General features: G+C 62.5%; 19 protein-coding genes and 3 tRNA genes. 14 read left to right on the top strand and 8 right to left on the bottom strand.

The features are described 5' to 3' along the window. Positions 1-7: 7 nt before the first annotated feature. From ilvC to ACIQC5_RS04210, 5 genes are all read right to left on the bottom strand, one after another. On the bottom strand, positions 8-1,033 hold the full coding sequence (gene ilvC / locus ACIQC5_RS04230) for a ketol-acid reductoisomerase (RefSeq protein ID WP_400278648.1): 1,026 nt from the start codon (positions 1,031-1,033) through the stop codon (positions 8-10). A 96-nt stretch (positions 1,034-1,129) separates the two neighbouring features. Beyond that, positions 1,130-1,642 carry an acetolactate synthase small subunit gene (gene ilvN, locus ACIQC5_RS04225; RefSeq protein WP_011775174.1) on the bottom strand — a complete coding sequence of 171 codons (513 nt, stop codon included), beginning with the start codon at positions 1,640-1,642 and terminating at the stop codon, positions 1,130-1,132. Between the two features lie 2 nt (positions 1,643-1,644). Beyond that, positions 1,645-3,549 (bottom strand): acetolactate synthase large subunit, encoded by a 1,905-nt coding sequence (locus ACIQC5_RS04220; protein ID WP_400278645.1) that lies wholly within the window; start codon positions 3,547-3,549, stop codon positions 1,645-1,647. 339 nt (positions 3,550-3,888) lie between these two features. Beyond that, positions 3,889-5,610, bottom strand: a complete 1,722-nt coding sequence (gene ilvD / locus ACIQC5_RS04215) for a dihydroxy-acid dehydratase (protein ID WP_400278643.1) — start codon at positions 5,608-5,610, stop codon at positions 3,889-3,891. Positions 5,611-5,739: 129 nt separating this feature from the next. Further along, on the bottom strand, positions 5,740-6,666 hold the full coding sequence (locus ACIQC5_RS04210; protein ID WP_400278641.1) for a LysR family transcriptional regulator: 927 nt from the start codon (positions 6,664-6,666) through the stop codon (positions 5,740-5,742). Between the two features lie 185 nt (positions 6,667-6,851). On the opposite strand from ACIQC5_RS04210, the gene ACIQC5_RS04205 reads away from it, so the two are divergent. The 4 genes from ACIQC5_RS04205 (at position 6,852) to ACIQC5_RS04190 (ending at position 9,572) form a co-directional block, all read left to right on the top strand. After that, positions 6,852-7,880 (top strand): hypothetical protein, encoded by a 1,029-nt coding sequence (locus ACIQC5_RS04205; RefSeq protein ID WP_400278639.1) that lies wholly within the window; start codon positions 6,852-6,854, stop codon positions 7,878-7,880. 55 nt (positions 7,881-7,935) lie between these two features. After that, complete coding sequence (locus ACIQC5_RS04200) at positions 7,936-9,117, top strand: PQQ-dependent sugar dehydrogenase (protein ID WP_400278637.1); 1,182 nt, start codon at positions 7,936-7,938, stop codon at positions 9,115-9,117. Positions 9,118-9,234: 117 nt separating this feature from the next. Next, a tRNA-Lys gene (locus ACIQC5_RS04195) sits at positions 9,235-9,310 on the top strand. A gap of 186 nt (positions 9,311-9,496) precedes the next feature. After that, positions 9,497-9,572: transfer RNA gene (locus ACIQC5_RS04190), tRNA-Lys, on the top strand. Between the two features lie 77 nt (positions 9,573-9,649). On the opposite strand, the gene ACIQC5_RS04185 is transcribed toward ACIQC5_RS04190, so the two are convergent. Further along, positions 9,650-10,129, bottom strand: coding sequence for a MarR family winged helix-turn-helix transcriptional regulator (locus ACIQC5_RS04185; protein WP_400278635.1), 480 nt, complete (start codon positions 10,127-10,129; stop codon positions 9,650-9,652). A 142-nt stretch (positions 10,130-10,271) separates the two neighbouring features. Here ACIQC5_RS04185 and bcp point away from each other — a divergent pair, with 142 nt between their 5' ends. The 7 genes from bcp (at position 10,272) to ACIQC5_RS04150 (ending at position 19,343) form a co-directional block, all read left to right on the top strand. Further along, on the top strand, positions 10,272-10,745 hold the full coding sequence (gene bcp / locus ACIQC5_RS04180) for a thioredoxin-dependent thiol peroxidase (protein WP_400278633.1): 474 nt from the start codon (positions 10,272-10,274) through the stop codon (positions 10,743-10,745). A 64-nt stretch (positions 10,746-10,809) separates the two neighbouring features. Further along, positions 10,810-10,891: transfer RNA gene (locus ACIQC5_RS04175), tRNA-Leu, on the top strand. A 196-nt stretch (positions 10,892-11,087) separates the two neighbouring features. Beyond that, on the top strand, positions 11,088-12,755 hold the full coding sequence (locus ACIQC5_RS04170) for an ABC transporter substrate-binding protein (protein WP_400278631.1): 1,668 nt from the start codon (positions 11,088-11,090) through the stop codon (positions 12,753-12,755). A 79-nt stretch (positions 12,756-12,834) separates the two neighbouring features. After that, on the top strand, positions 12,835-14,340 hold the full coding sequence (locus ACIQC5_RS04165) for a malate:quinone oxidoreductase (protein WP_400278629.1): 1,506 nt from the start codon (positions 12,835-12,837) through the stop codon (positions 14,338-14,340). Between the two features lie 66 nt (positions 14,341-14,406). Continuing rightward, positions 14,407-17,610, top strand: coding sequence for an efflux RND transporter permease subunit (locus ACIQC5_RS04160; protein ID WP_400278627.1), 3,204 nt, complete (start codon positions 14,407-14,409; stop codon positions 17,608-17,610). A gap of 147 nt (positions 17,611-17,757) precedes the next feature. Further along, a complete protein-coding gene (locus ACIQC5_RS04155; protein ID WP_400278625.1) occupies positions 17,758-18,882 on the top strand; it encodes an LLM class flavin-dependent oxidoreductase in 1,125 nt (374 codons plus the stop codon). Then, positions 18,882-19,343 (top strand): MarR family winged helix-turn-helix transcriptional regulator, encoded by a 462-nt coding sequence (locus tag ACIQC5_RS04150; protein WP_400278623.1) that lies wholly within the window; start codon positions 18,882-18,884, stop codon positions 19,341-19,343. Before ACIQC5_RS04155 ends, ACIQC5_RS04150 begins: the two co-directional genes overlap by 1 nt. A 36-nt stretch (positions 19,344-19,379) precedes the next feature. Here the strand turns inward: ACIQC5_RS04150 and ACIQC5_RS04145 are convergent, their stop codons facing one another. Both ACIQC5_RS04145 and ACIQC5_RS04140 read right to left on the bottom strand, forming a co-directional pair. Further along, positions 19,380-20,186 (bottom strand): transglutaminase family protein, encoded by an 807-nt coding sequence (locus ACIQC5_RS04145; RefSeq protein ID WP_400278621.1) that lies wholly within the window; start codon positions 20,184-20,186, stop codon positions 19,380-19,382. A gap of 71 nt (positions 20,187-20,257) precedes the next feature. Then, complete coding sequence (locus tag ACIQC5_RS04140) at positions 20,258-21,106, bottom strand: hypothetical protein (protein WP_400278619.1); 849 nt, start codon at positions 21,104-21,106, stop codon at positions 20,258-20,260. 99 nt (positions 21,107-21,205) lie between these two features. Here ACIQC5_RS04140 and ACIQC5_RS04135 point away from each other — a divergent pair, with 99 nt between their 5' ends. The 3 genes from ACIQC5_RS04135 to ACIQC5_RS04125 all read left to right on the top strand — a co-directional run bounded on the left by ACIQC5_RS04135 (position 21,206) and on the right by ACIQC5_RS04125 (position 23,570). After that, positions 21,206-21,874 carry a DUF1684 domain-containing protein gene (locus ACIQC5_RS04135; RefSeq protein WP_400278617.1) on the top strand — a complete coding sequence of 223 codons (669 nt, stop codon included), beginning with the start codon at positions 21,206-21,208 and terminating at the stop codon, positions 21,872-21,874. A gap of 133 nt (positions 21,875-22,007) precedes the next feature. Beyond that, positions 22,008-22,610: a DM13 domain-containing protein gene (locus ACIQC5_RS04130; protein WP_400278615.1), complete on the top strand. Its 603-nt coding sequence runs from the start codon at positions 22,008-22,010 to the stop codon at positions 22,608-22,610. 102 nt (positions 22,611-22,712) lie between these two features. Further along, a complete protein-coding gene (locus ACIQC5_RS04125) occupies positions 22,713-23,570 on the top strand; it encodes a fumarylacetoacetate hydrolase family protein (RefSeq protein WP_400278613.1) in 858 nt (285 codons plus the stop codon). Positions 23,571-23,574 lie beyond the last annotated feature (4 nt).

Raw genomic sequence — 23,574 nt, 5'->3', positions numbered from 1 at the left:
CTGGGGTTTAGCGGGCTGCAGAGCCTTCGACGTAATCCTCGTCCTGCTGCTGCCAGGAGAAGAGGGAACGCAGCTCGCGGCCAACGCCCTCGATCGGGTGCTGCTCAGCCTTGGCCCGCAGTTCCTTGAACTCGACGCCGCCGTTGTCCTGGTCGTCAATGAAGCGCTTGGCGAAGGCACCGTTCTGGATGTCTGCGAGGACAGCCTTCATGTTTTCCTTCACCTCGGGGGTGATGACGCGGGGGCCGGAAACGTAGTCGCCGTACTCTGCGGTGTCGGAAACGCTCCAGCGCTGCTTGGCGATGCCGCCTTCCCACATGAGGTCAACGATGAGCTTGAGCTCGTGAAGGACCTCGAAGTAGGCGATCTGCGGCTGGTAGCCGGCTTCGGTCAGGGTCTCGAAGCCGTACTGGACGAGCTGGGAGACGCCGCCACACAGGACGGACTGCTCGCCGAAGAGGTCTGTTTCGGTCTCTTCGGTGAAGGTGGTCTTGATGACACCGGCGCGGGTGCCACCGATTGCCTTGGCGTAGGACTTGGCCAGGTCCCAAGCGGAACCGGAAGCGTCCTGCTCGACGGCGATGATGTCCGGGATGCCACGGCCGGCCTCGAACTCGCGGCGAACGGTGTGACCCGGAGCCTTCGGAGCGATCAGGATGACGTCAACGCCCTCCGGTGCTTCGATGTAGCCGAAACGGATGTTGAAGCCGTGGGCGAAGGCCAGTGCCTTGCCGGCGGTCAGCTTGTCCTTGATGGAGTCGTTGTAGATCGAGCGCTGGTGCTGGTCCGGCGCAAGGATCATGATGACGTCGGCCCATTCGGCGGCGTCGGCAACGTTCTTGACCGTGAAGCCTGCGTCCTCGGCCTTGGCGACCGACTTGGAGCCTTCCTTGAGGGCAATGACAACCTCGACGCCGGAGTCGCGCAGGTTCAGCGCGTGGGCGTGGCCCTGGGAGCCGTAGCCGACAATGGCTACCTTGCGACCCTGGATGATCGACAGGTCTGCGTCGTCGTCGTAGAACATTTCAGTCACTTGCGTAACTCCTCTTGAGTGGTTTTCGTAGATATTGATGGTGGTGCTGCGGTTCTGGGCGTAACGCCCGGTGAGACAAGTGCCTGTGGCTGTGCCTTACGCGGAGCGTAGCGCCCTGTCACTCATGGAGCGGGATCCCCGTCCAACGGCCAAGGTGCCGGACTGCACAATTTCGCGGATGCCGAACGGCTCGAGCACTGAAAGCAGTGCAGCGAGCTTCTCCGGGGTACCGGTCGCCTCAATGACCAACGAGTCTGTGGACACGTCGACTACTGCGGCACGGAACAGGTCTGCAGCCTGGGTAACCTGCAGACGTGTCGCGGCATCCGCACGTACCTTGACCAGGATGTGGTCGCGTTGTACGGAAGATTCGGAAGTCAGCTCAACAATCTTGATCACATTGACCAACTTGTTCAGCTGCTTGGTGACCTGCTCGATGAGGTCGCCGTCGGCGTCGACGACCACCGTCATGCGGGACATGCCGGGAACCTCAGTGGGGCCCACGGCCAGGGAGTTGATGTTGAATGCACGCCGGGCGAAGAGGCTGGCCACGCGGGTCAGCACGCCGGGCTTGTCTTCGACCAGAACGGACAGTGTGTGGCGGCTCATGCTTAGTCCTCCTCTTCCCATTCCGGGGTCATGTTTCGGGCAACCTGGATTTGGTCGTTGCTGACGCCTGCGGGCACCATCGGCCACACCATCGAGTTGGGGCTGACGACGAAGTCGATCACCACAGGGCGGTCGTTGATCTCGAGCGCCTTCTGGATCGTGGCATCAATGTCCTCGTCACGTTCGCAACGCAGGGCGGCACAACCGTACGCATCGGCGAGCTTGACGAAGTCCGGGATCCGGACGGTGTCGTGGCCGGTGTTCAGGTCCGTGTTTGAATAGCGGCCCTCGTAGAACAGGGTCTGCCATTGGCGGACCATGCCCAGGGAGGAGTTATTGATGATGGCGACCTTGATGGGGATCTTGTTGATGGCGCACGTGGCCAACTCCTGATTGGTCATCTGGAAGCAGCCGTCGCCGTCGATGGCCCAGACCACACGGTCCGGCTCACCAACCTTGGCACCCATGGCCGCCGGAACCGAGTATCCCATGGTGCCTGCTCCGCCGGAGTTCAGCCAGGCGTGGGGGCGCTCGTACTTGATGAACTGTGCAGCCCACATCTGGTGCTGGCCAACGCCGGCAACGTAGATGCCTTCCGGACCGGTGAGGTCACCGATGCGCTGGATGACCCGCTGAGGAGCCGTCAGTCCATCTTCGGGCTCGGTCCAGCCCAAGGGGTAGGTGTCGCGCAGGTTGCCCAGGAACGCCCACCAGGCGTCCAGATCAGGAGTGCCGCTTTGGTCGAACTGCGTCTTCACGGCCTCGGTCAGTTCCGGAATGATTTCCTTCACCGAGCCGACGATCGGGACATCGGCCGTGCGGTTCTTGGAGATTTCCGCGGGGTCGATATCCGCGTGGATGACCTTGGCGAACGGGGCAAAAGTCTTCAGAACACCCGTGACGCGGTCATCGAAGCGCGCACCGAGGGTGATGAGCAGATCTGCCTGCTGCAGTGCGGTCACCGCGGACACAGTACCGTGCATGCCCGGCATGCCCACGTGCTGCGGGTGCGAGTCCGGGAAGGCGCCGCGGGCCATCAGCGTGGTAACCACAGGGGCGCCAGTGGCCAGTGCCAGTTCCATGAGCTCCGCGGAGGCGTGTGCCTTGACCACGCCGCCACCCACATAGAGGACGGGCTTGCTGGAGGCCGCGATCAGCTTGGCAGCTTCACGAACCTGCTTGTTGTGGCCGCGGACCACGGGACGGTAGCCCGGCAGGTCCACCTTTGGCGGCCACGAGAACGTCATTTGGCCGACCTGGGCATCCTTGGCGATGTCCACGAGGACAGGACCCGGACGGCCGGTGGAGGCCAAGTGGAAGGCCTCGGCCATGACATGCGGGATGTCGTTGGGGTCCGTCACCAAGAACGAGTGCTTGGTAATGGGCATGGTGATGCCCACAATGTCGGCTTCCTGGAAGGCATCGGTTCCGATGACTCCGCTGGAGACCTGGCCGGTAATGGCAACCATCGGCACGGAGTCCATATGGGCGTCCATGATGGCGGTAACGAGGTTGGTGGCTCCGGGGCCCGAGGTGGCGATGCAGACGCCAACCCGTCCGGTAACCATGGCGTAGCCTTGCGCGGCGTGGCCGGCTCCCTGTTCGTGACGGACCAGGATGTGATTCATCCTCGAAGCCATCAAGGGGTCGTAGGTGGGCAGGATCGCGCCACCGGGCAAACCAAAAATATCGTCCACGCCGAGTTCTTCGAGCGAGCGGACAATAGCTTGCGAGCCGGTCATCACCGTTGGGGGTACAACGTTGTTCGGCCCAAGTACAGGAGAGAGAGGTGCAGCAGCGTCGACGACGACGGCGTCAGCCGGACGGTCGACCTTTTCCGGAGCTTTGGGGGCTCCAGCGGACTTTGCAGCCATCAGCGAGGGGCTGATCGGCGATCCTTTGCTCATCGGACTCTTCCTTAATGGATCTTCAATTGATAGGTGTTGCTACTTGGTACTGCTTTACTGCGTCATGCACGGCCAAGGGAAATCGACCGCAGGTAATAAAAAAACCCCTCAGCCTTGCGGCTCTTCGAGGGGTTGCGCGTGACGGTTCGTTACCAGTCGGGCTAAGCCACGCGCTTGGTAAGGACGACGATGCCGACGGTAACGAATGTGATCATGCGTTCAGTGTTCCCTCTGAGTGAGATATGTGTCAATTGACCCCTAGCGTATCTCACTATTTGGACAGCCTTGTCCGCCCATCGGACTCCACCCGTCTCACGACAGATGGAGTCCGATGCCGGTTCACCCGCAGTAGGCGCCTGTGGAGGCACTGTGGACGAGCTTGGCGTACTTGGCCAGTACACCCTTCGTGAATTTGGCCGGCAGCGGCTCCCACCCCACCTTGCGGGCGTCGAGTTCAGCCTCATCAACCAGGAGGTCGAACGAGCGGGCAGCGATGTCGACGCGGATGCGGTCGCCATCCTGGACGAAGGCGATGGGGCCACCGTCGACGGCCTCAGGCGCAACGTGGCCGATGCACAGGCCGGTAGTGCCGCCAGAGAACCGGCCATCGGTCAGCAGGAGGACATCCTTGCCGAGGCCTGCGCCCTTGATGGCACCGGTGATGGCGAGCATTTCGCGCATACCCGGCCCACCCTTGGGTCCCTCGTACCGGATGACAACGACGTCACCCTTGTGGATCTCCCCGTTGTCCAGTGCGTTAAGGGCGCCCTGCTCACGCTCGAAAACACGGGCAGTACCTTCAAAGACATCGGCATCGAAGCCGGCGCTCTTGACGACAGCGCCTTCGGGAGCCATGGAACCGTGGAGGATGGTGATGCCACCGGTCTTGTGGATCGGATTGTCCAGGGCACGGAGGATCTTGCCGTCGAGGTCCGGCGGGTTGATCGACGCAAGGTTTTCAGCCAGCGTCTTGCCCGTGACGGTGAGGCAATCACCATGCAGCAGTCCGGCGTCGAGCAGCGCCTTCATGATGACCGGAACGCCGCCGATCTTGTCGACGTCGGTCATGACATAACGGCCGAACGGCTTGAGGTCACCGAGGTGCGGGATCTTATCGCCGATGCGGTTGAAGTCGTCCAGAGTGAGTTCCACCTCTGCTTCACGGGCGATCGCCAGCAAATGCAAGACTGCGTTGGTGGAGCCGCCGAAGGCCATGGTCACGGCAATGGCGTTCTCGAAAGCCTTCTTGGTCATGATGTCGCGGGCCGTGATGCCCAGGCGCAGCAGGTTGACTACTGCCTCACCTGACTTGCGCGCGAAGTCATCACGACGGCGGTCTGCCGAGGGCGGTGCCGCCGAGCCGGGAAGGGACATGCCCAGGGCTTCGCCAATGCAGGCCATGGTATTGGCGGTGTACATGCCACCGCAGGCACCTTCACCGGGACAGATGGCCTTTTCTATGCGCGTGAGGTCTTCCATGCTCATCTTGCCCGCGGCGCAGGCGCCGACGGCCTCGAAGGCATCAATAAGGGTAACTTCCTTCTCGGAGCCGTCCTCGAGCTTGACCCAGCCAGGCATGATGGAGCCCGCGTAGAGGAAAACGCTGGCAAGGTCCAGGCGCGCAGCAGCCATGAGCATGCCCGGAAGCGACTTGTCACAGCCGGCCAGCAGTACGGAGCCATCAATGCGCTCGGCCTGCATCACTGTCTCGACGGAGTCGGCAATGACTTCGCGTGAGACCAGTGAAAAGTGCATGCCTTCGTGGCCCATGGAAATGCCATCGGAGACGGAAATAGTTCCGAACTGCATGGGGAAGCCACCGCCGGCGTGGACGCCCTCCTTGGCACCTTGGGCAAGGCGGTTGAGAGAGAGGTTGCAGGGAGTAATTTCGTTCCACGAGCTGGCGACACCAATTTGGGGTTTGGCGAAGTCGTCATCTCCCATGCCGACAGCGCGGAACATGCCACGCGCGGGCGCCGCGTGGATCCCGTCCGTTACAACCCGACTGCGGGGCTTGATGTCCGGCTTGGTATCTGTCGCAATTTGGGTGGCGTCACTCATGGTCCAAAGTCTATGTGCCCCCTGCAACTGTCCACGACGCTTTGGGCCGCGTTAAGCACAAAATGTGAATATTTCGATCAAATAATGGACACCCCTCTCATATATTGAGACGCACCCACTGCGAGGGCGTCAGCTGTCCCGAAGACTCAGTTCGCTCGCAATGCTGGCGGCCTCATCCTGGAGCATTTCCAAAACCTGGCCAATCGTGGTCCGCGCCGCCACCTCCTGCCGGGCCAGCGCCACGATGCTCCGACTGGCCTTCACACCAGAGAGTGGCCGGAGGACGAGACCGCGTCCGGCGTTGGCCATCGCGGTGTAGCGGGGCAGAAGGCAGATTCCGTGACCGGCCGCAACCAGGGCTTCGAGCACACGAAGGTCCGGATACCTTTGGCCGCGCAGGGCTTGCCTCCCGGCATGCAATTCAATCTGCCGGAGGACGGTATCAAAGGGAAAGCCTTCCGGAACGCCGATCCACGGGTAGCCCACCACGTCTTGGGGCGTCAGGCGCGACTTCGCGGCCAACGGGTGGCCGGCCGGCATGGCGACGTCGAGGGCTTCCTCAAGGAGCGGCACCACCGTAAGGCCGGTTTGAGCGAACACATCCGGACCATCCACACTGTGCGCGAGCACGAAGTCGTAGTCGGCAGCCAATGGCGCGAAATACGCTGTGCCTGGATCCTCGAAATGCGCATCGAAGCGAAGGCCCTCCACGGATTCCACGCGGTGCAGCAAGCCCGGAAGCAACATCTCGGCAGCACTGGGAAAGAACGCTGCCGAGACCCGGGTCTGCCAGCCTTTGCGGTAGGTGTCGATCGTGGACTCCGCCCGGGCCATGGCGGTGGCAATGTCCGCCGCCGCCGCGGCCATCGCGTGGCCGGCCTCCGTCAGCTGCACTCCCCTGCCGATCTTCTCCACCAGCACCACGCCGAGTTCTTCCTGCAGTGTCTTAAGTTGCTGGGAAACCGCGGATGCAGTGACGTTCATGGCTTCCGCGGTGGCTCCAACGGTCTGCCGATCTGCCAATTCGCGGAGAATCCGCAGCCTTTTGAAGTCCATGCAGCCAGACTAGGGGAAATGCGGCTATTCCTTTCGAGGCTGCCAAATGCCTTCCCGGCAGTCACCCCGGGCAGCCGGTGAACAAGTGATACCGGACAGCCGATAAACGCTGGACAGTGGTAATGGCAGGCACGTAACGTCGGAAGCACCACTAACTGCACCCCGTGAGCAGAAGGGCTCTCACCATGGACTGGTTGATTTGGGTCATTGTTATTGTGCTGGTTGTTGCGATTGTGTGGTGGCTCATGAGCCGCAACAACGCAAAGAATTCCGCAAATGCACCGGCGGCTACTGGTGTCACGGCTGAGGGAACACCTGGCCGGCCAGGGATGGCTCCGCCGGCCGCTACGGCGCCGAGCGACACCTCGTCAATGCCTGACACGGCCGCGGCTGTTGCCGGCGTGGCGGGCCTCGCGGGAGTAACAAACCTGGGCAAGGCAGCAGCTGAGGGTAGCGGTCCGGAGGTGGAGCCACGCGAAGAATCGCCTGAAGCCCCCGGAGACGAACCCCTCGAGGAAGCGCCGCAGCCCTCAAGCACTCCGGTAGAAACGGCGCCGGACGAGGCGGCCGGTTCCGCTGACGCTGAGACTCCTGCCGCCGTCGAACGGTCCGCGTCCGACGCCGGAACAACCATGGAGGAACCGGCGGTGGATGAACCCGTGGTGGACGAACCGGTGGTTGACACCGACGCGGAGCTGCGCCCAACCGGCGCCGGCGATGTGGATGACTGGTATTCGGATACTCCGACGGAACCAGCGTCAGAGCCAGCCGATGGCGTGACCGCCGACGACGTCACCCGCGCCGATGCGACCGCCGAAGAAAAAGCCAATGCCGCCGCAGACAAGGCGGAATGGGAAACATCGTGGACGGACGCGGGCGGCACCCCCGTTCACCACCATGAGTACACCGATGCGCACTCCCCCACCCTTCCCGGCGCGGAGACGGCCGCCGCAGAGGAATCGGAGGAAGCCGACGACGCAGCTGCCCCCTCCGGCCACCTGGCAGCCAACCATCCCTACGGCGCGGGTTCGGCCAGCGCGGGGGCTGACGGCGGCGAACCGGCCGGCTATCCGATCAAGGCCAGCGCCGCCACCATGACCTACTACGACGAAGACGCCGCCGGCTACGCAGAAGCCAGTTCGGACGTCTGGTTTGAATCCGCGGCGCATGCCGAGGCTGCCGGGTTCAGGCCGCCAAGGCGAAACCGGCACTGACGTTCCGTCATCGAAAGGCAGGTCCGTCACCGAACAACAGGGCTGAATGGCAGCAATGGGCGAGCATGAAGCGGGTCGTGGAAGTCGTATAAGGGACCGCTTTGTGTTCACTTCTGCCTGTGTGTCACTCGTCCTCGTGACAGCCTGCACCGGCAGTCCTTCGTCACCTGGCAGCGCAGCGACACCGCCCAGCCAGTCGGCAAACAGCCAGTCGGCAAACAGCCCCTCGTCGAGCGGCAACGCTTCGGCCCCGGCTGGCGCGTCACCCGCGCAGCGCGCACCAGAACTGCTGCAAAAGCTCGACGCCGGACTGCAGCTGCCGTGGTCTGTAGTCTTCCTCATGGACGGCACAGCCATTGTTTCCGAGCGCGATTCGGCGCTGGTCAAGAGCATCCGTGACGGCCGGGCGACAACCATCCGACAGGTCCCCGGTGTGGATCCCGGCGGCGAAGGCGGTCTCCTGGGACTGGCACTATCGCCCACGTTCGAGACTGACCGGTGGCTCTACGCCTACTTCACTTCTGCCAGCGACAACCGGATCGCAAGGATGCAGCTCACTGCAGACTCCACTGGGAAACTCAGCTTGGGCGAGCCGGAAGTCATCTTTTCCGGCATGTCGAAGGCCTCCACCCACAACGGCGGCCGGATCCGCTTCGGCCCGGACGGGTACCTCTACGTTGGCACGGGCGACTCACAGCGAAGGGAACAACCACAGGACACGAACGCACTGGGCGGCAAGATCCTGCGATTGACAATGGACGGGCGCCCCGCGCCAGGCAATCCGTTCGGCGACAACCCCGTTTACAGCTACGGTCACCGCAACGTCCAAGGGCTCGCGTGGGACAGCAGCGGGCGGTTGTGGGCCAGTGAATTCGGCCCCGACGTGGACGACGAACTAAACCTGATCACCCCTGGCGGCAATTATGGCTGGCCCATGGTGACAGGCGCCCCAGGCAGAACGGGACTCATCGACGCCAAAGTTGTGTGGCCTTCGACGGCGGACGCCTCACCCAGCGGACTGGAAATCATCGACGGCGTGGCCTACACCGGCGCCCTTCGCGGCCAGCGGTTGTGGGCCGTCCCTCTCAGCGGCGAAGCGGCGGGTACTCCTGTGGCGTACTTCACAGGAGAATATGGCCGCCTGCGGGATGTGGCGAGGGCGCCGGACGGCTCGATGTGGGTGCTGAGCAACAACAGAAACCCTGATTTCGCGCTGATTCTGAGGCCCGGATCCTAGGCCTCACCCGGCCCGCCACGCCGATTTCCCACTTCGGCCAGAGTGGTGTAGAGTTACATGTCGTTGCGGAGATCGCCGAGGGAAGAAACGCCGTCGGGGTGATCGAAATCAACAGCTGCACCTCTAGCTCAACTGGCAGAGCAATTGACTCTTAATCAATGGGTTCCGGGTTCGAGTCCCGGGGGGTGCACCAAAAGAAAGGTCCCGAAGTGAATTCACTTCGGGACCTTTTGTTTTCCCTGACGACTGGGGACTTTCGTGTTCCCCATCACGCTTTGCGGATTGTGGTCAAAAGCAGCAAAAACGTAGTGTAGAGTTATCTGTCGTTGCGGAGGTCAACGAGGAATGCGAATTCCCCGGATTGACCGAAACAATAGCTGCACCTCTAGCTCAACTGGCAGAGCAATTGACTCTTAATCAATGGGTTCCGGGTTCGAGTCCCGGGGGGTGCACCAAAGGCAAAAGGCTCCGGATCGTCCACATGATCCGGAGCCTTTTGCGTCAAGAGGGGACTTTGCCGCCCTGGGTTTCGTCAGAAGGCAATGGGGCCGGTATCCCCGCGCTGTTCGGGCACGTCGGACCCATCGGCGGGCTTGCCCAGGCCTGCGAGACCACGGACCACAATCCGTAGCTCTTCACGCAGCTTTGCGGTATCAACGGCAACCTGCGCCAGCACGTCACGCTCCAGTTTCACCGCCTCAGCCAGAGCTGCTGCCCCGGCCTCCGTCAAAGTGACCATGTGGCTGCGGCGATCCGAGTCGCTGCGTTGACGGCTGACATGCCCATGCGCCTCAAGCCTCGCCAAGGTTGTGCCCATGGTTTGCGCTTTGACCCGAGCCACTTCGGCCAACGCTGCTTGGGTTATTGACCCTTTGGCCGCGAGTACTTCCATCGCGATAACCCCGGCATGCGTGAGTCCAATGTTCTTGAGCTTTTCGTTCCACGAGATTTCCACGAGCCGCGCCGCCGTTGACAGCAAGCGCGAAGTGGGCCACCTCTCCATATCAGGCATGGCGCCAGTATATGCGGGCTCCGGGCGGCATCGCGTGGTTTGACGGCCCGTCAACCAACTCTCCGGCAGCATCAGTCGGATTCGTCCAGCAACCAACACCTCACTAAACTGGGGAACCGCGAACGCATGCAAGGAGTAAATTTTGGCTGAACGACTCACCCCGGGCGACGTAGCTCCGGGCTTCACCCTCAAGGACGAGGCCGGCAAGGACGTCAGCCTGGCGGACTTCCAGGGACGGAACACGATCGTCTATTTCTACCCGGCGGCTTCAACCCCGGGCTGCGCGAAGGAGGCATGTGACTTCCGGGACACGCTCGCCTCATTGCAGGCGGCAGGCTACGACGTTATTGGCATCTCCCCCGATCCCGTCAGCGCCCTCACCAAATTCGCCCAGGAGGAACAGCTGACCTTCCCCCTTCTTTCCGACGAAGACCATGCCGTTGCGGACGCCTACGCTGCGTGGGGCGAGAAGAAGAACTACGGACGCACCTACATGGGACTGATCCGTTCCACAATCGTGGTGGACGCGGAAGGCCGCGTTGCCTTGGCCCAGTACAACGTCCGCGCGACCGGGCATGTGGCGAAGCTCCGCCGGGACCTCAAGCTGGACAAGTAGCGGGTACACTGGAGGCCGGTAGATGGCCGAGGCCGCCCCACGGGGAGGGTCATGAAGCCAGCCAGCGCGAGTGGTGAAATTGGCAGACACGCAGGATTTAGGTTCCTGTGCCTTCGGGCGTGGGGGTTCAAGTCCCCCCTTGCGCACAAGGGCAAGCAGCTGTTGTGGCTGTGAACCGTATAAGACACCCCCGGTCCACGGACTGGGGGTGTCTTTCCTCAAGCAGAGGGGGAGAACTTCCTGAAGATGCGCTGGGAAGCGCACTCAGGACGTTCAACTAGACTGGAACGCGGTCTGGCCGAAGCCGGCCGCAGCACTTCCAACCGGCTTGAGGGGACAAGAGTGGCAAGCAGCAAGATGCGCCGACTGGGCGTGCAGCTCGGCGCCGTGGTCATGGCGTTGGGACTGGCATCGTGCACCGGAACTCCCGGGCCCACGCCGTCGTCGACGACCGGCAGCACTGCCCCGGCCGAGCCCACCGCCACCTTCAACTTCGGCACCGGATCCATGCCCTTGGGACTGGATCCCGCGATGACAGCTGACTCCGAGTCATACCGCATCACACGACAGGTCCTCGAAGGCCTGGTGGGCGTAGATGGTGAAACGGGGCAGACCACGCCGCTGCTGGCCACGGAATGGAAAGACAGCAACAACGGACTCAGCTACGATTTCACGCTCCGGTCCAAGGTCACTTTCCAGGACGGCACACCATTCGATGCCGCAGCGGTTTGTGCCAATTTCAACCGTTGGTTTACGTTCCCCGCCGAGCTGCGGAAACAGGCTCCCGGCATTTCCTTCCGCGGCGTCTTCAAGGCGTACTCCGATGAGCCCGTGTTCTCCATCTATAAGGACTGCAAGGTGGTCTCGGCGGAAAACGTCCAGATCAACCTCACCCGCCCTTACACAGGTTTCCTGAAGGCCCTGACCCTGCCGGCGTTCGCCATGTCCTCTCCTGCCGCCATGGAAGCACAAAAGGCGAACTTGCTGGACAAGGTCCAGAACGGACAGGCTGTGTCCGCCTATGCCAGCCATCCCGTAGGTACCGGCCCTTACCAGTTCAGCGCCTGGGACGAGCAAAAGGTCACGTTGACCAGCTACAAGGGCTACTGGGGTGACCGTGGCCAGATCGCCACCATCAACTTCATCCCTTATGACCATGCCCAAACCCGGCAGCAAGCACTCCTCGACGGCAAGATCGATGCCTACGATCTGGTGACATCCGGCACGTTCGATCAGCTCGTCAAGAAGGGTGTGCAGATCATTCAGCGCGACCCCTTCTCTGTGATGTACCTGGGCATCAACCAAGGCGTCGCACCGTTGGAGAAGCTTGAAGTCCGCCAAGCAATCGAGATGGCGATCGACAAGGAATCGCTGATCCGCAGGTTCTTCATCGACAACACCGCGCAAGCATCGCAGTTCGTACCGCCGAAGCTTAGCGGCTTCAACAACAACGCACCCTCCTTGGGGTACAACCCCGAGAAAGCGAAGGAGTTGCTGGAGAAGGCGGGCTACAAAGGCGAGGAGCTGAAGTTCTACTACCCACTCAACGCCACCAGGGCCTACCTGCCGACGCCAGAGAAAATCTATGCGGAAATCAGCCGCCAGCTTGTTGCCGTGGGGCTGAACATCAAACCCGTTCCCGTGGACTGGGAGGACGGCTACCTGCAGAAAGTGCAGTCCCCGGGTGACCATGCGCTTCATCTGCTGGGCTGGAATGGATCGTATGCTGACGCGGATAACTTCCTGGGACCGTTATTCGGCGAAACCAGCGGCGAGTTCGGCTACTCCGATTCCGAGGTCTTCCACAAGATTGAGCGGGCCCGCGCGCTGCCGGAGGGTGATGACCGCAACACCCAGTACCAGGCCATCAACGCGGAGATCGCAGCATCGGTTCCGGCTGTCCCCATTGCCTTCCCCATCTCGGCCCTTGCGTTGTCCGACAAGGTGCAAAGCTACCCCGCTTCACCGGTCCTCAACGAGGTTTTCACAAACGTCCGCCTAAAGCCTTGACGATTCCCGGCAATTTCAGTAATGGGACTGCCCGGGGATATTCTGTGACAGCCAGTGCCGCCGCTAACGGAGATTGATCGTGACCTTCATTTCCAAGACTCAACATGCAGACGTCGTCCTTATTGGCGGCGGAATCATGAGTGCCACCCTGGGTGCGTTCATCAAGCAACTTGAACCCACCTGGACCATCTCCTTGTTTGAACGACTCGACGAGGCCGGGCTCGAGAGCTCCGGCCCCTGGAACAACGCCGGCACCGGCCATGCCGCCCTCTGTGAGTTGAACTACTCCCCCGCAGCCAAAGACGGCTCCGTAAACCCGGCCAAGGCCATCCACATCAACGAGCAGTTCCAGCTATCCCGCCAGTTCTGGTCCCACTTGGTGGACAGCAATGTCATCGGCTCCCCCAAGGGCTTCATCAACACGGTCCCGCATATGAGCTTTGTCATCGGCGACGACCACGCGAACTTCCTCAAGACCCGCTATGAAGCCCTGAAGCCGAACACCTTGTTCCGCAGCATGGAATACACCGAGGACCAGGCCCAGATTGCCAAGTGGGCTCCCTTGATCGTCAAAGGCCGGGACCGCAAGCAGCGTGTCGCCGCTACCCGCGCGGCGGAAGGCACCGACGTCGACTTCGGCGCCCTGACCCGCGAGCTGACCACCTACCTGCAGGACAGCGGCGCCGAGGTCAACTACGGCCACGACGTCACCAACATCAACCGCGCAGCAGGCGGCGGCTGGGACCTGTCCCTCAAGCACGCCAAGTCCGGTGAGCACGGCCGTATCCACGCAAAGTTCGTCTTTGTGGGCGCCGGCGGCGGTGCGCTCCACCTGCTTCAGGCTTCGGGCATTCCGGAAAGCAAGGGCTACGGTGGCTTCCCCGTCTCCGGCCAGTTCTTCCGCTGCACCGATGACGCAATCACCTCCCAGCACAGTGCCAAGGTCTACGGCCAGGCATCTGTAGGTGCACCGCCCATGTCCGTCCCCCACCTGGACACGCGGTTCGTCGATGGGAAGCGCTCCCTGCTGTTCGGACCGTACGCCGGGTTCTCCACGAACTTCCTCAAGACCTCCAGCTACCTGGACCTTCCGCTGTCCATCCGGCCCGGCAACATCATCCCGATGCTTGCCGTCGCCAAGGACAACATGGATCTCACCGCTTACCTCATCAAGGAAGTGGCCAAGCGCCACGAGTCCAAAGTTGAGTCCTTGCGTGAGTACTACCCCGAAGCAACCGGTGGAGACTGGGAACTGATTACTGCCGGCCAGCGCGTACAAATCATCAAGAAGGACCCGCAAAAGGGTGGCATCCTGCAGTTCGGCACCGAGGTCATTGCATCCCGCGATGGTTCCATTGGCGCCCTGCTTGGCGCTTCCCCCGGCGCGTCGACGGCGGTTCCGATCATGATCGAGCTGCTGCAGAAGTCGTTCCCCAAGAACTTCAAGGGCTGGCAGTCAAAGCTCAAGGACATGATGCCGGGCTACGGCGTCAAGCTGAACGACAACCCTGAGCTGGCTGCCGAACTCGAGGCAAGCACAGCACGCTCGCTGCAACTGGAAGTGGCCAACGCCGTCCAGAGTTAGGCCACCCCGGGGCTGCGGCCGGTTCCCGTCAGCCGAATGGTTCCGTAGACCTCAGGAGACAATGCAATGTTCCGCCTGGCCAAGCTGTCCCTGGGAAACCGGGCCCTGATCGCGCTGATCACCGTCTTTGCGGCGGTGTTCGGCGTGATCACGATGGGCTCGCTGAAGCAGGAACTCATTCCATCGATCGAGTTCCCCCAGATCACGGTTGTGACGTCCATGCCGGGCGCTTCCCCTGAGGTCGTGGACAAGCAGCTGAGCCAGCCCTTGGAAACGGCACTGAACAGTGTTGAGGGGCTCGAGTCCACCACATCGACGTCCCGCAACGGCGTTTCCCAGATCACCATGGTCTTCACCTACGGCTCCAACCTGGACCGTGCACGGAACCAGATCGATCGGGCCATCTCCAACGCCAAGCGAGTGCTGCCCGCCGACGTCGAGCCCCAGTCAATCGCGGGCAACATCAGTGACTTCCCCATCGTTTTCCTGGCGGTTTCCTCGGATAAGCCCCTCAGCGAACTCAACGCCGACCTCCAGCGGTTGAGCGTTCCCCGGCTTCAGAAGATCGACGGCGTTCGTGGCGCGGATGTCACCGGTGGCGCCCGCCAGCACATCCTCATCCAACCCCGTCCCGCCGACCTCGCCGCTACCGGAACCTCGGTCCAGTCCATTGGCAGTGCGCTGAAGAACAACGGAACCTTGGTTCCCGTTGGCACGATCGAGGACCAAGGCAAGACCCTGTCGCTCCAGCTCGGCAGCCCGGTGGATTCCCTGGACATCATCAAGGCCCTGCCGCTGGCCGGCGCCAAGAACGCAACCACGATCGGCGCTGTGGCAGATGTCAGCATTGCCGACGATGCCGCCACCTCGATCACCCGGACCAACGGCAAGCCCACCTTGGCCTTGTCCGTCACCAAAAAGCCTGAGGGTGACACCGTGGCGATCTCGCATGCCGTGCGCGATGCTATCGCGCCGATGGAGGCGGAACTCGGAAGCAACGCGACTTTCACCCCAGTGTTCGATCAGGCGCCCTTCATCGAGAAGTCCATCAAGGACCTGACCACCGAGGGTCTGCTGGGGCTGGGCTTCGCTGTAGCAGTGATCCTGGTCTTCCTCATGTCGGTGCGGTCCACGCTCGTCACCGCAGTCTCCATTCCGTTGTCCCTGCTGATCACCTTCATTGGCATCTCGGCCACGGGGTATTCGCTGAACATCCTGACGTTGGGGGCACTCACCATCGCGATCGGCCGCGTGGTGGACGACTCGATCGTGGTGATCGAGAACATCAAACGCCACTTGAGCTATGGCGAGCACAAGCTCACCGCGATCCTGACGTCCATCCGCGAAGTGGCCGGCGCCATCACGGCGTCGACGCTCACCACGGTGGCCGTCTTCTTGCCCATTGCCTTCGTGGGCGACCTCGCCGGCGAACTCTTCCGCCCGTTTGCCTTGACAGTCACCATTGCCCTGCTGTCCTCGCTGTTGGTTTCCTTGACGATCGTTCCCGTCCTTGCCTACTGGTTCCTGAAATCTCCGGCCGGGAGCGCCTCAGGGAAGGCAGCAAAAGACGCAGCGGACAAGGCGCGCGAGGCCGAGCAACGGAGCCGGCTCCAGCGCGGCTATCTGCCGATCCTCGCCAAGACACAGAAGCACCCCATATGGACGTTGTCCGCTGCAGCTTTGGTGCTGGCAGGGACTATCGCCGTCACCCCGCTCTTGGCAACGGATTTGTTGGGACGTTCCGGGGAAAACAGCATGACCGTGCGCCAAGTACTCCCCGCCGGCACGAGCCTGCAGGCAACCAGCGATGAAGCCTCGAAGATCGAAGAAATGCTGCGGGGCGTCGAAGGCATCAAGGATGTTCAAGTCACCTCCGGGAATGCCCAGACCGGATTCGCTGCCCTGACGTCCACCGGCTCCTCGAATTCGACCTTCACGATCGTCACCGACGAGAAGGTCAACCAGAAGAATCTCCAGGACGAGGTACGGGCCCAGCTGGAAGGCGCGCCCGGGAAAGTCACCGTGGGGTCCCAACAGGGCGGCTTCGGAACGTCCTCCACCGTGGACATCACCATCCGTGCGGCCAACACCGCAGACCTCCAGACGGCCAGCGATGCCATGGTGAGGGCCATGGAAGGCGTTCCGGGCAGCACCGAGGTAGCCACCAACCTGGCGTCCAGCCAATCGGTGGTCCAGGTGCGTGTGGATCGGGCCAAGACAGTGGCCGCCGGCCTGACGGAAGAACAGGTGGGTGCTTTCCTCGCCTCCACTGTCAGCCCGATTCCGGCGGGAACGGTACGGATCGACACGAATGACTATCCGGTCCAGATCGGCCAGGGCACGCGCTTTACGAGCATCGCCGCGGTCCGCGGGCTCCAGCTCCCGACGCCGCGTGGCACCGTAACGCTGGAGAGCATCGCCGCCGTCGAACAAGTCGATGTTCCTGTCTCCATCACCAGCAGCAACGGACAGCGGACCGCCAAGGTGACCGTGACGCCGTCGGGATCAAACCTGGGCAGCGTCAGCACCGCAGTGCAGGAGCGGCTGAAGACCGTTGAGCTGCCCGCGGGGGTCACTGCGGCGATCGGCGGCGCAACGACGCAGCAGGCGGAGTCGTTCCGCCAACTGGGGCTGGCGCTGCTCGCAGCGATCGCGATTGTCTACGTGATCATGGTGGCGGCGTTCAAGTCCCTGGTTCAGCCGCTGATCCTCCTTGTTTCGGTGCCGTTCGCCGCTACCGGCGCCGTCGGGCTGCTGCTGTTGACCGGTGTCCCGTTGGGTCTGCCGTCGCTGATCGGCATGTTGATGCTGGTGGGCATCGTGGTCACGAACGCGATCGTGCTGATCGACCTCATCAACCAGTACCGGAAGCCACACGACGGCAGGCCCGGCATGAACGTGGCGGACGCCATCACGCATGGCGCACGGCAGCGTCTGCGGCCCATCCTGATGACTGCACTGGCCACCGTCTTCGCGCTCACACCGATGGCCCTGGGTCTCACGGGCGGGGGCGGCTTCATTTCGCAGCCCCTGGCCATTGTGGTGATTGGCGGGCTGGTCTCCTCTACCGCGTTGACGCTGGTGCTGGTTCCTGTGCTCTACAAACTGGTTGAAGGGCGCCGCGAAAAGAAGCAGCTCCTGAAGGCGCTTAAGGAACGTCCTGAGGTCACGCCCGGCGCCGGCAACGGCGGCGACGATTTCCAGGACTGGACCACGGGCATGGTTCCCAGGGTCACCGGCCGACGCGCCGCCAACAACCCCTCCGAATAGCCGCACGAACTGCAGCAAGACATCCAGCAGGGCCGGGAACAATTCCCGGCCCTGCTCTGTTGCAGGCAGTGATACATGCAAATGCATCTATTTTCAGGTACACTGTTGAGCAGAGCCCGGCATCACGGGCAGGGAGAAAGGCACATCATGCAGATCGGCGTATTCGGCGTCAGCGACATCACCACTGACCCCACCACGGGCCGCACGCCCACCGAGAACGAGCGCATCAAGGCGTCCGTAGCAATTGCCAAGAAGGTCGAAGAAATCGGCATGGATGTCTACGCCATCGGCGAGCACCACAACCGGCCGTTCTTCTCCTCCTCGCCCACCACAACGCTCGCCTACATCGCAGCCCAGACTGAGCGCATCATCCTTTCCACCACCACCACATTGATCACCACCAATGACCCGGTCAAGATCGCAGAAGACTTCGCAATGCTTCAGCATCTGTCCGACGGTCGCGTGGACCTGGTCCTTGGCCGGGGCAACACTGCGCCCGTGTACCCGTGGTTCGGGAAGAACATCCAAGACGGCGTGGAACTGGCCATCGAAAACTACAGCCTGCTCCGCAAACTGTGGGACGAAGACACGGTCAACTGGTCCGGCAAGTTCCGCACTCCGCTGCAGAACTTCACCTCCACACCGCGACCGCTCGACGGCGTTGCCCCCTTCGTGTGGCACGGTTCCATCCGCACGCCGCAGATCGCGGAAGTGGCCGCGTACTATGGCGACGGTTTCTTCGCGAACAACATCTTCTGGCCCAAGGAGCACTACCAGCAGCTGATCGGCCTCTACCGTGAGCGCTACGAGCACTACGGCCACGGCAAGGCAGACCAGGCAATCGTCGGCTTGGGGGGCCAGTTCTTCATGAGGAAGAACTCACAGGACGCGGTGAAGGAATTCCGCCCGTACTTCGACAACGCACCGGTGTACGGTCACGGACCGTCGCTGGAAGACTTCACGTCGCAGACGCCCCTCACCGTCGGAAGCCCGCAGGAAGTCATCGAAAAGACTCTGACGTTCCGTGAAGCCTTTGGTGACTACCAGCGTCAACTGTTCCTGATTGACCACGCCGGCCTTCCCCTGAAGACCGTCCTGGAGCAGTTGGACCTCTTCGGCGAGGAAGTTCTGCCGGTCCTGCGTAAGGAGTACGCGGCCATGAAGCCTGCTCATGTACCGGACGCACCGACGCATGCTTCACGCGTTGCGGCATCGCTGGAAGAGAAAGTCAACGAATCGGCCGCGGCCGGAACGCACGGTCAGGACGCCTGATGTCCAGCCCCTCGGCATCCTCCGCCGTCCGTCTCGCCGCCGAAACCTGGGAGTCCTTGTTCCGCTCCCAGGTGGCGGTGATGCGGAAGCTGCAGTCCGGACCGGCCTTCAAGGCCCTCCCGGTCAAGGAATACGACGTCCTCTTCACACTCTCGCGATGCCCTTCGGGCCAGCTGCGACTGAACGAAATCAACGACAAAGTCCTGCTGAGCCAATCCAGCCTGAGCAGGTTGGTGGACCGTCTTGAGAAGCGCGGACTCGTGGAGCGGACAACAGCTCCCGACGACGGTCGTGGAGTCCTGCTGGCCCTCACCGAGGCCGGAAGCGACCTTCAGAAAACCATCGGCCGCGAGCATGTGCGGGACATTGCCCATTTGGTGGCACCGGCGCTCACGGTCGACGAGCAACGCGAACTGCTTCGCCTGACGGAGAAGCTTCGCGCTTCCGTAGCCGGCCACTGACGGTATCGCGGGAAGCGACGGCGGCCCGTCGCAGCCTCAGCGCAAGCTAAGGAGCTGGCCAGGATCTTCGACGGGAAGCTCGCCGTTGACCGAGGCGCTGACCTTGAGGGTTTTGAGCGACAGGCTGCCGCCGACGGTGGACAGGAAGGCTGTGTCCGAAGAATCGCGGCCCGCGGTGATCCGAAGCATGGATTCACGCGGGGCGAGTCCCGTGGGATCTATGACGTGCCACGCCCCATCGATATGGGCTTCGGCCACGGCATGGAAATCCATGGGACTCAGGCCGGGCGCGTAGACAGCGGCCAGCCGCGCAGGAACATCCTTGGACCTGAGCAGCGCGATGGCCAAGTGGGCGAAGTCGCGGCACACACCCCTGCGGTGGAGCAGGGTTTCCACTGCACCATCCGTTCCGCGGGAGGAGCCGCTGACATAGCGAAGCTCGCCGTTGACCCAGTTACGCACTCCCTGCAGCAACCCGGCCCCCTTGAGGCTTCCGAACTCGGCGTAGGAGGTCGGCAGCAAACGGTCCGATTCCGCGTAGCGGCTGGGCCGGACGTATCGGATGAGCTCCATGGCGGAGGACGTGTCCGGGACGCCAAACCCGTGAACAGTGGCCGCGTACTCCACAGTCACCTCAGTGGGCTCGGCAAACTCCATGTACTGGAACCGGCCACCGTGGTGATCATTGAGCTCCGAAAAGGGAACATCCCCGCCATCGGCAGTGATGGAGAGTGTTTCCGTCACTGAGTCGTACCCCGGATTGTTGGCTACCGCGATGGCCATGGCCACCTTGGTGTTGGCTACAGTCTTGAAAACGAGCTTGGCAGCAACGTTGCGTTCCATTGATCTCCGGGGTGGGTTGCGGGCGGGACAGCCCCCGATGTCGCCGTTGTGTGGATCAGCCAACCGCAGGACTACAGATTGACCTTCAGAGACAGTAGCATCCGCTGGACGTTGGCGAAGTCGGAACCATGCGCGACGTACTTGGCAGCCTGGTCCAGAGTGTCAAAGGACTTGGCGGGAGCAACTTTCTCGTCGACGGCGAACGCGTGCACTGCGTCCACGTCACCAAAGGAGTAGTCGCCCTTGGTCGCCGGTCCCAGAACCCGGTTCCTCAGTTCGCAGGACTGCCCATCCGCGCCAGCAACGACGTTGGTGATGCCGTATGAGCCAAAATATTTGTAGCCTTGGATGACACGGAACACCACGCGCGGATCGATGGTGTCCGGCCCGCCTGCGTGGGGAATATCGAGCGGAACGCTGCTGATCACAACATAGGGATGGCTTTGCCCAGCGGGACAGGCAACAGGTGACGCTGCCGGGATTCCGGTCTTGAGCGTGGCGATGTAGCGGCCCGCACTGTCCTTGACCTCAACCTTGAGTGCCCCGGCCAACGACCCGGCGTCCGGGGACGACGACTGCGCGATCCAGTCCTCCGGCAACTCGAAGCTGACGGTCTTGGCCGGATCCGTATAGGTCTTCCATGACAGCGCCGTGGCTGCCGGGGCCGGGCTGGCACCAGCCGTATCACCCGCACCCGGTGTTGCGGACGGCGAGTCTGACGCCGAACCGGTTGCCGCCGTCGTGCTCTCGGATGATGGTGCCGGAGACGCGGTGCCCGACTCCGAAGTGTTGGGCCGCGACCCATCCGTTTGAGAGACTTGAGGCCCTTTGTTCTCCGCCGTGCAAGCCACAGTGGTTGTCAGGAGGATGGTGCCCAGTGCCAGTGCGGCCAACGTGGTCCGGTTCCGGTTGCCCTTCATCCCGCCAGCCTATCCGCGGGGTGCCTGCGACACGCAGAGGCTGCCGCCACCACTGGCAGAAGCGGCCGACGCCTTCCCTCGAAAGACTAGGCTGGTGGCATGGCTCCCGATCTTCATGATGAATTCGAGGAAGTACCTGACATCGCGGCAGTGGACATTGTGGACTGGCGTTTGCGCACGTTCGCACTGTACGACTCTGTCCGTCGGCTCGCCGCCGACAACCCGTTCGACGCCCATGTCTACTGGCGGCAAGAGCGTGACCGCATGTTCGCCACGCATCCTGCCTCGGCGCTCACCCCGCAGATGAAGGCCTCGTTCGCCGGTCTGCGGACAGCCGACTACGATCCTGCGTTCCGGATCGCCGCGCCACTGTCCCCAGAGGGCTTCGGTCAGGAAATGAACGTACAGACGGGGACGGACGGCGTTGTGCCGTTCGTCCGGATCGGCACCTTCCAGCTGCCGGGACTAGGGTCATTGGCGGCCTGGAAGTTGCGCAGCTACGGCGGCGGCATCTTCGTCCCCTTCCGGGACGCAACCGCCGGTAAGGACGGCGGAAGCTACGGCGCCGGCCGATATCTCTTGGACACTGTCAAAGGCGCCTTCCACGGCACGCGCGGATCAGGCGAAGAACAGGAATTCATCCTGGACTTCAACTTTGCCTACAACCCGTCCTGCGCCTACAACGAGGCGTGGGCATGCCCGCTTGCCGGTCCCGCGAACCGTCTGGCCTCGGACATTCCGGTGGGCGAGCTGTATTTGGGCAGTTAGGTGATCACTGCGGGTAGGTAATCAGTGCGCGTAGGTGATCAGTGCCCCTGGGTTCACCTCCGCCCGTAGATCTGTCATGGGACTGTAAGCCTTGCAGCCACAACCTCGACGCCGCGAGGCCTAGCCTTGAAGCATGAATTCCAGGCCAGATACGGCTTCCAGGACAGGTACCGCTTCCAAGCTACGTGCCGCGGTCAGGTCCCACCGCATCGCAGCCTTATTGCTGGGTGCGCTGGTCTTGGCGGGCGTCGTTGTGGGAGCAGCCCTCTTCCAGCCATGGCGACTCTTCACCAGCAGCACGGTAAACGAAGAGTTGCCAGGCATCTCTGTGCCATCCGCGACGGCGGAGACAAGCATGCCGCCGCTCGCGACCACACCGCCCGCGGCGGACACCGGGCCGGCACTGCTCCGATCAGGCACGTTCGTCTCGCAAGAACACGCCACCAGCGGCTCCGCCCACCTCCTGCGGCTCCCCGATGGCAGCCACATTGTGCGGCTTGAGGACCTTGCCAGCAGCGACGGTCCGGACGTCAAGGTATGGCTGAGCAGCTTGGAAGCAGGCGGTGACTGGTTCAAATACCGCTCTGGGCAGTACCTGGATCTCGGACCCGTCAAGGCCACACATGGGAACCAGAACTACACCGTTCCTGCCGGCGTGGATGTCTCAGGCCTGACCACGGTTGTCCTGTGGTGCGATCGGTTCAGCGTAGCTTTTGGTTCTGCGCCGCTCGCCTGAGGTGTAGCACTGCTGCGTTGCGGGGCCTGCTTTGCGCCCTCAACGCGCGTCTTGGAGCGTAAAGCGGGCCCCACAACCAGTGGGAGGACGTAGGATGTCATCATGACTTCATGCTCCCCCCGCCGCATCGCACGCGTTCGTCCCAAGCAGTCTCCGGAAGCTTCGCAGTCGCCGGACGAACAGTTCTTCGTTGCCAACGACGCCGCGGACTTCGCCAGCGCCGAGGGCCGGCTGTGGACGATTATCGACTCACCGTTCCCCTCGCGGGCCAACACCGGAAGCCCGGCCAGGGAAGGCTGGGAACCGCGCGCCGTGGTGGATGAAAGCACCTTTGATTTCCTGGCCCCGTCCGTACCGGTGAACGTCTTTGGGATGGCCCACAACACAGGCCAGCCAGGCCGCGACCTTCCGCCGCAGGCCTTCCACAAAGCGGCATCGAGTGTCATCGGCCCCGGGGAGGCCATCCAACTGAGCTCGACGGCAGGCTACGTCGACCCGGAAGCCGAGCTGACGGTCGTCGTGGGCCGCACCGCACGAAGCCTGACGCTGGAAACAGCACGATCCGCGATCCTCGGGTACACCATCGGCAACGACGTCTCCGCACGTGACCTCCAAAAGAGTGACGAGCTGTGGATCAGCGCCAAGAGCCAAGACACCTTCACCCCCGTCGGTCCTTGGATCGTCACCGAATTGGACGACTCGGACCTCACCATCGGGATTGTCCACAACGGCGCGGAGCTGAAGACCGCCAGCTCCGCAGACCTCGGCTGGAAAGTGGACGAGATCCTGGTCTATCTTTCATCGTTCATGACACTGCAGCCGGGCGATCTGGTGCTCACAGGCTTTCCTGCCGAGTGTGCGCGCATCCAGCCTGGCGACACCGTGGTGTGCCGTGTGGAAGGAATTGGCGAGCTGCATAACCCAGTCACCGGCGCTTCGTGGGAGGAATTGCCCGCCTAGTGTG

This window comes from Paenarthrobacter sp. NPDC092416, from assembly GCF_044755025.1.
In the GTDB taxonomy this organism is placed as follows: domain Bacteria; phylum Actinomycetota; class Actinomycetes; order Actinomycetales; family Micrococcaceae; genus Arthrobacter.
Note: the sequence above shows the minus strand (reverse complement) of the source record. Positions and strands in the feature narration are given on the sequence as shown.

Excerpts from the sequence above, each read along its gene's own strand:
- ACIQC5_RS04185 (WP_400278635.1), bottom strand. The coding sequence starts at position 10,129 with ATGCCTGATATGGAGAGGTGGCCCACTTCGCGCTTGCTGTCAACGGCG.
- ACIQC5_RS04160 (WP_400278627.1), top strand. The coding sequence starts at position 14,407 with ATGTTCCGCCTGGCCAAGCTGTCCCTGGGAAACCGGGCCCTGATCGCG.
- ACIQC5_RS04145 (WP_400278621.1), bottom strand. The coding sequence starts at position 20,186 with ATGGAACGCAACGTTGCTGCCAAGCTCGTTTTCAAGACTGTAGCCAAC.
- ACIQC5_RS04220 (WP_400278645.1), bottom strand. The coding sequence starts at position 3,549 with ATGAGCAAAGGATCGCCGATCAGCCCCTCGCTGATGGCTGCAAAGTCC.
- ilvD (WP_400278643.1), bottom strand. The coding sequence starts at position 5,610 with ATGAGTGACGCCACCCAAATTGCGACAGATACCAAGCCGGACATCAAG.
- ilvN (WP_011775174.1), bottom strand. The coding sequence starts at position 1,642 with ATGAGCCGCCACACACTGTCCGTTCTGGTCGAAGACAAGCCCGGCGTG.
- ACIQC5_RS04150 (WP_400278623.1), top strand. The coding sequence starts at position 18,882 with ATGTCCAGCCCCTCGGCATCCTCCGCCGTCCGTCTCGCCGCCGAAACC.
- ACIQC5_RS04140 (WP_400278619.1), bottom strand. The coding sequence starts at position 21,106 with ATGAAGGGCAACCGGAACCGGACCACGTTGGCCGCACTGGCACTGGGC.
- ACIQC5_RS04130 (WP_400278615.1), top strand. The coding sequence starts at position 22,008 with ATGAATTCCAGGCCAGATACGGCTTCCAGGACAGGTACCGCTTCCAAG.
- ACIQC5_RS04125 (WP_400278613.1), top strand. The coding sequence starts at position 22,713 with ATGACTTCATGCTCCCCCCGCCGCATCGCACGCGTTCGTCCCAAGCAG.
- ACIQC5_RS04205 (WP_400278639.1), top strand. The coding sequence starts at position 6,852 with ATGGACTGGTTGATTTGGGTCATTGTTATTGTGCTGGTTGTTGCGATT.
- ACIQC5_RS04210 (WP_400278641.1), bottom strand. The coding sequence starts at position 6,666 with ATGGACTTCAAAAGGCTGCGGATTCTCCGCGAATTGGCAGATCGGCAG.
- ACIQC5_RS04200 (WP_400278637.1), top strand. The coding sequence starts at position 7,936 with ATGGGCGAGCATGAAGCGGGTCGTGGAAGTCGTATAAGGGACCGCTTT.
- ACIQC5_RS04155 (WP_400278625.1), top strand. The coding sequence starts at position 17,758 with ATGCAGATCGGCGTATTCGGCGTCAGCGACATCACCACTGACCCCACC.
- ACIQC5_RS04135 (WP_400278617.1), top strand. The coding sequence starts at position 21,206 with ATGGCTCCCGATCTTCATGATGAATTCGAGGAAGTACCTGACATCGCG.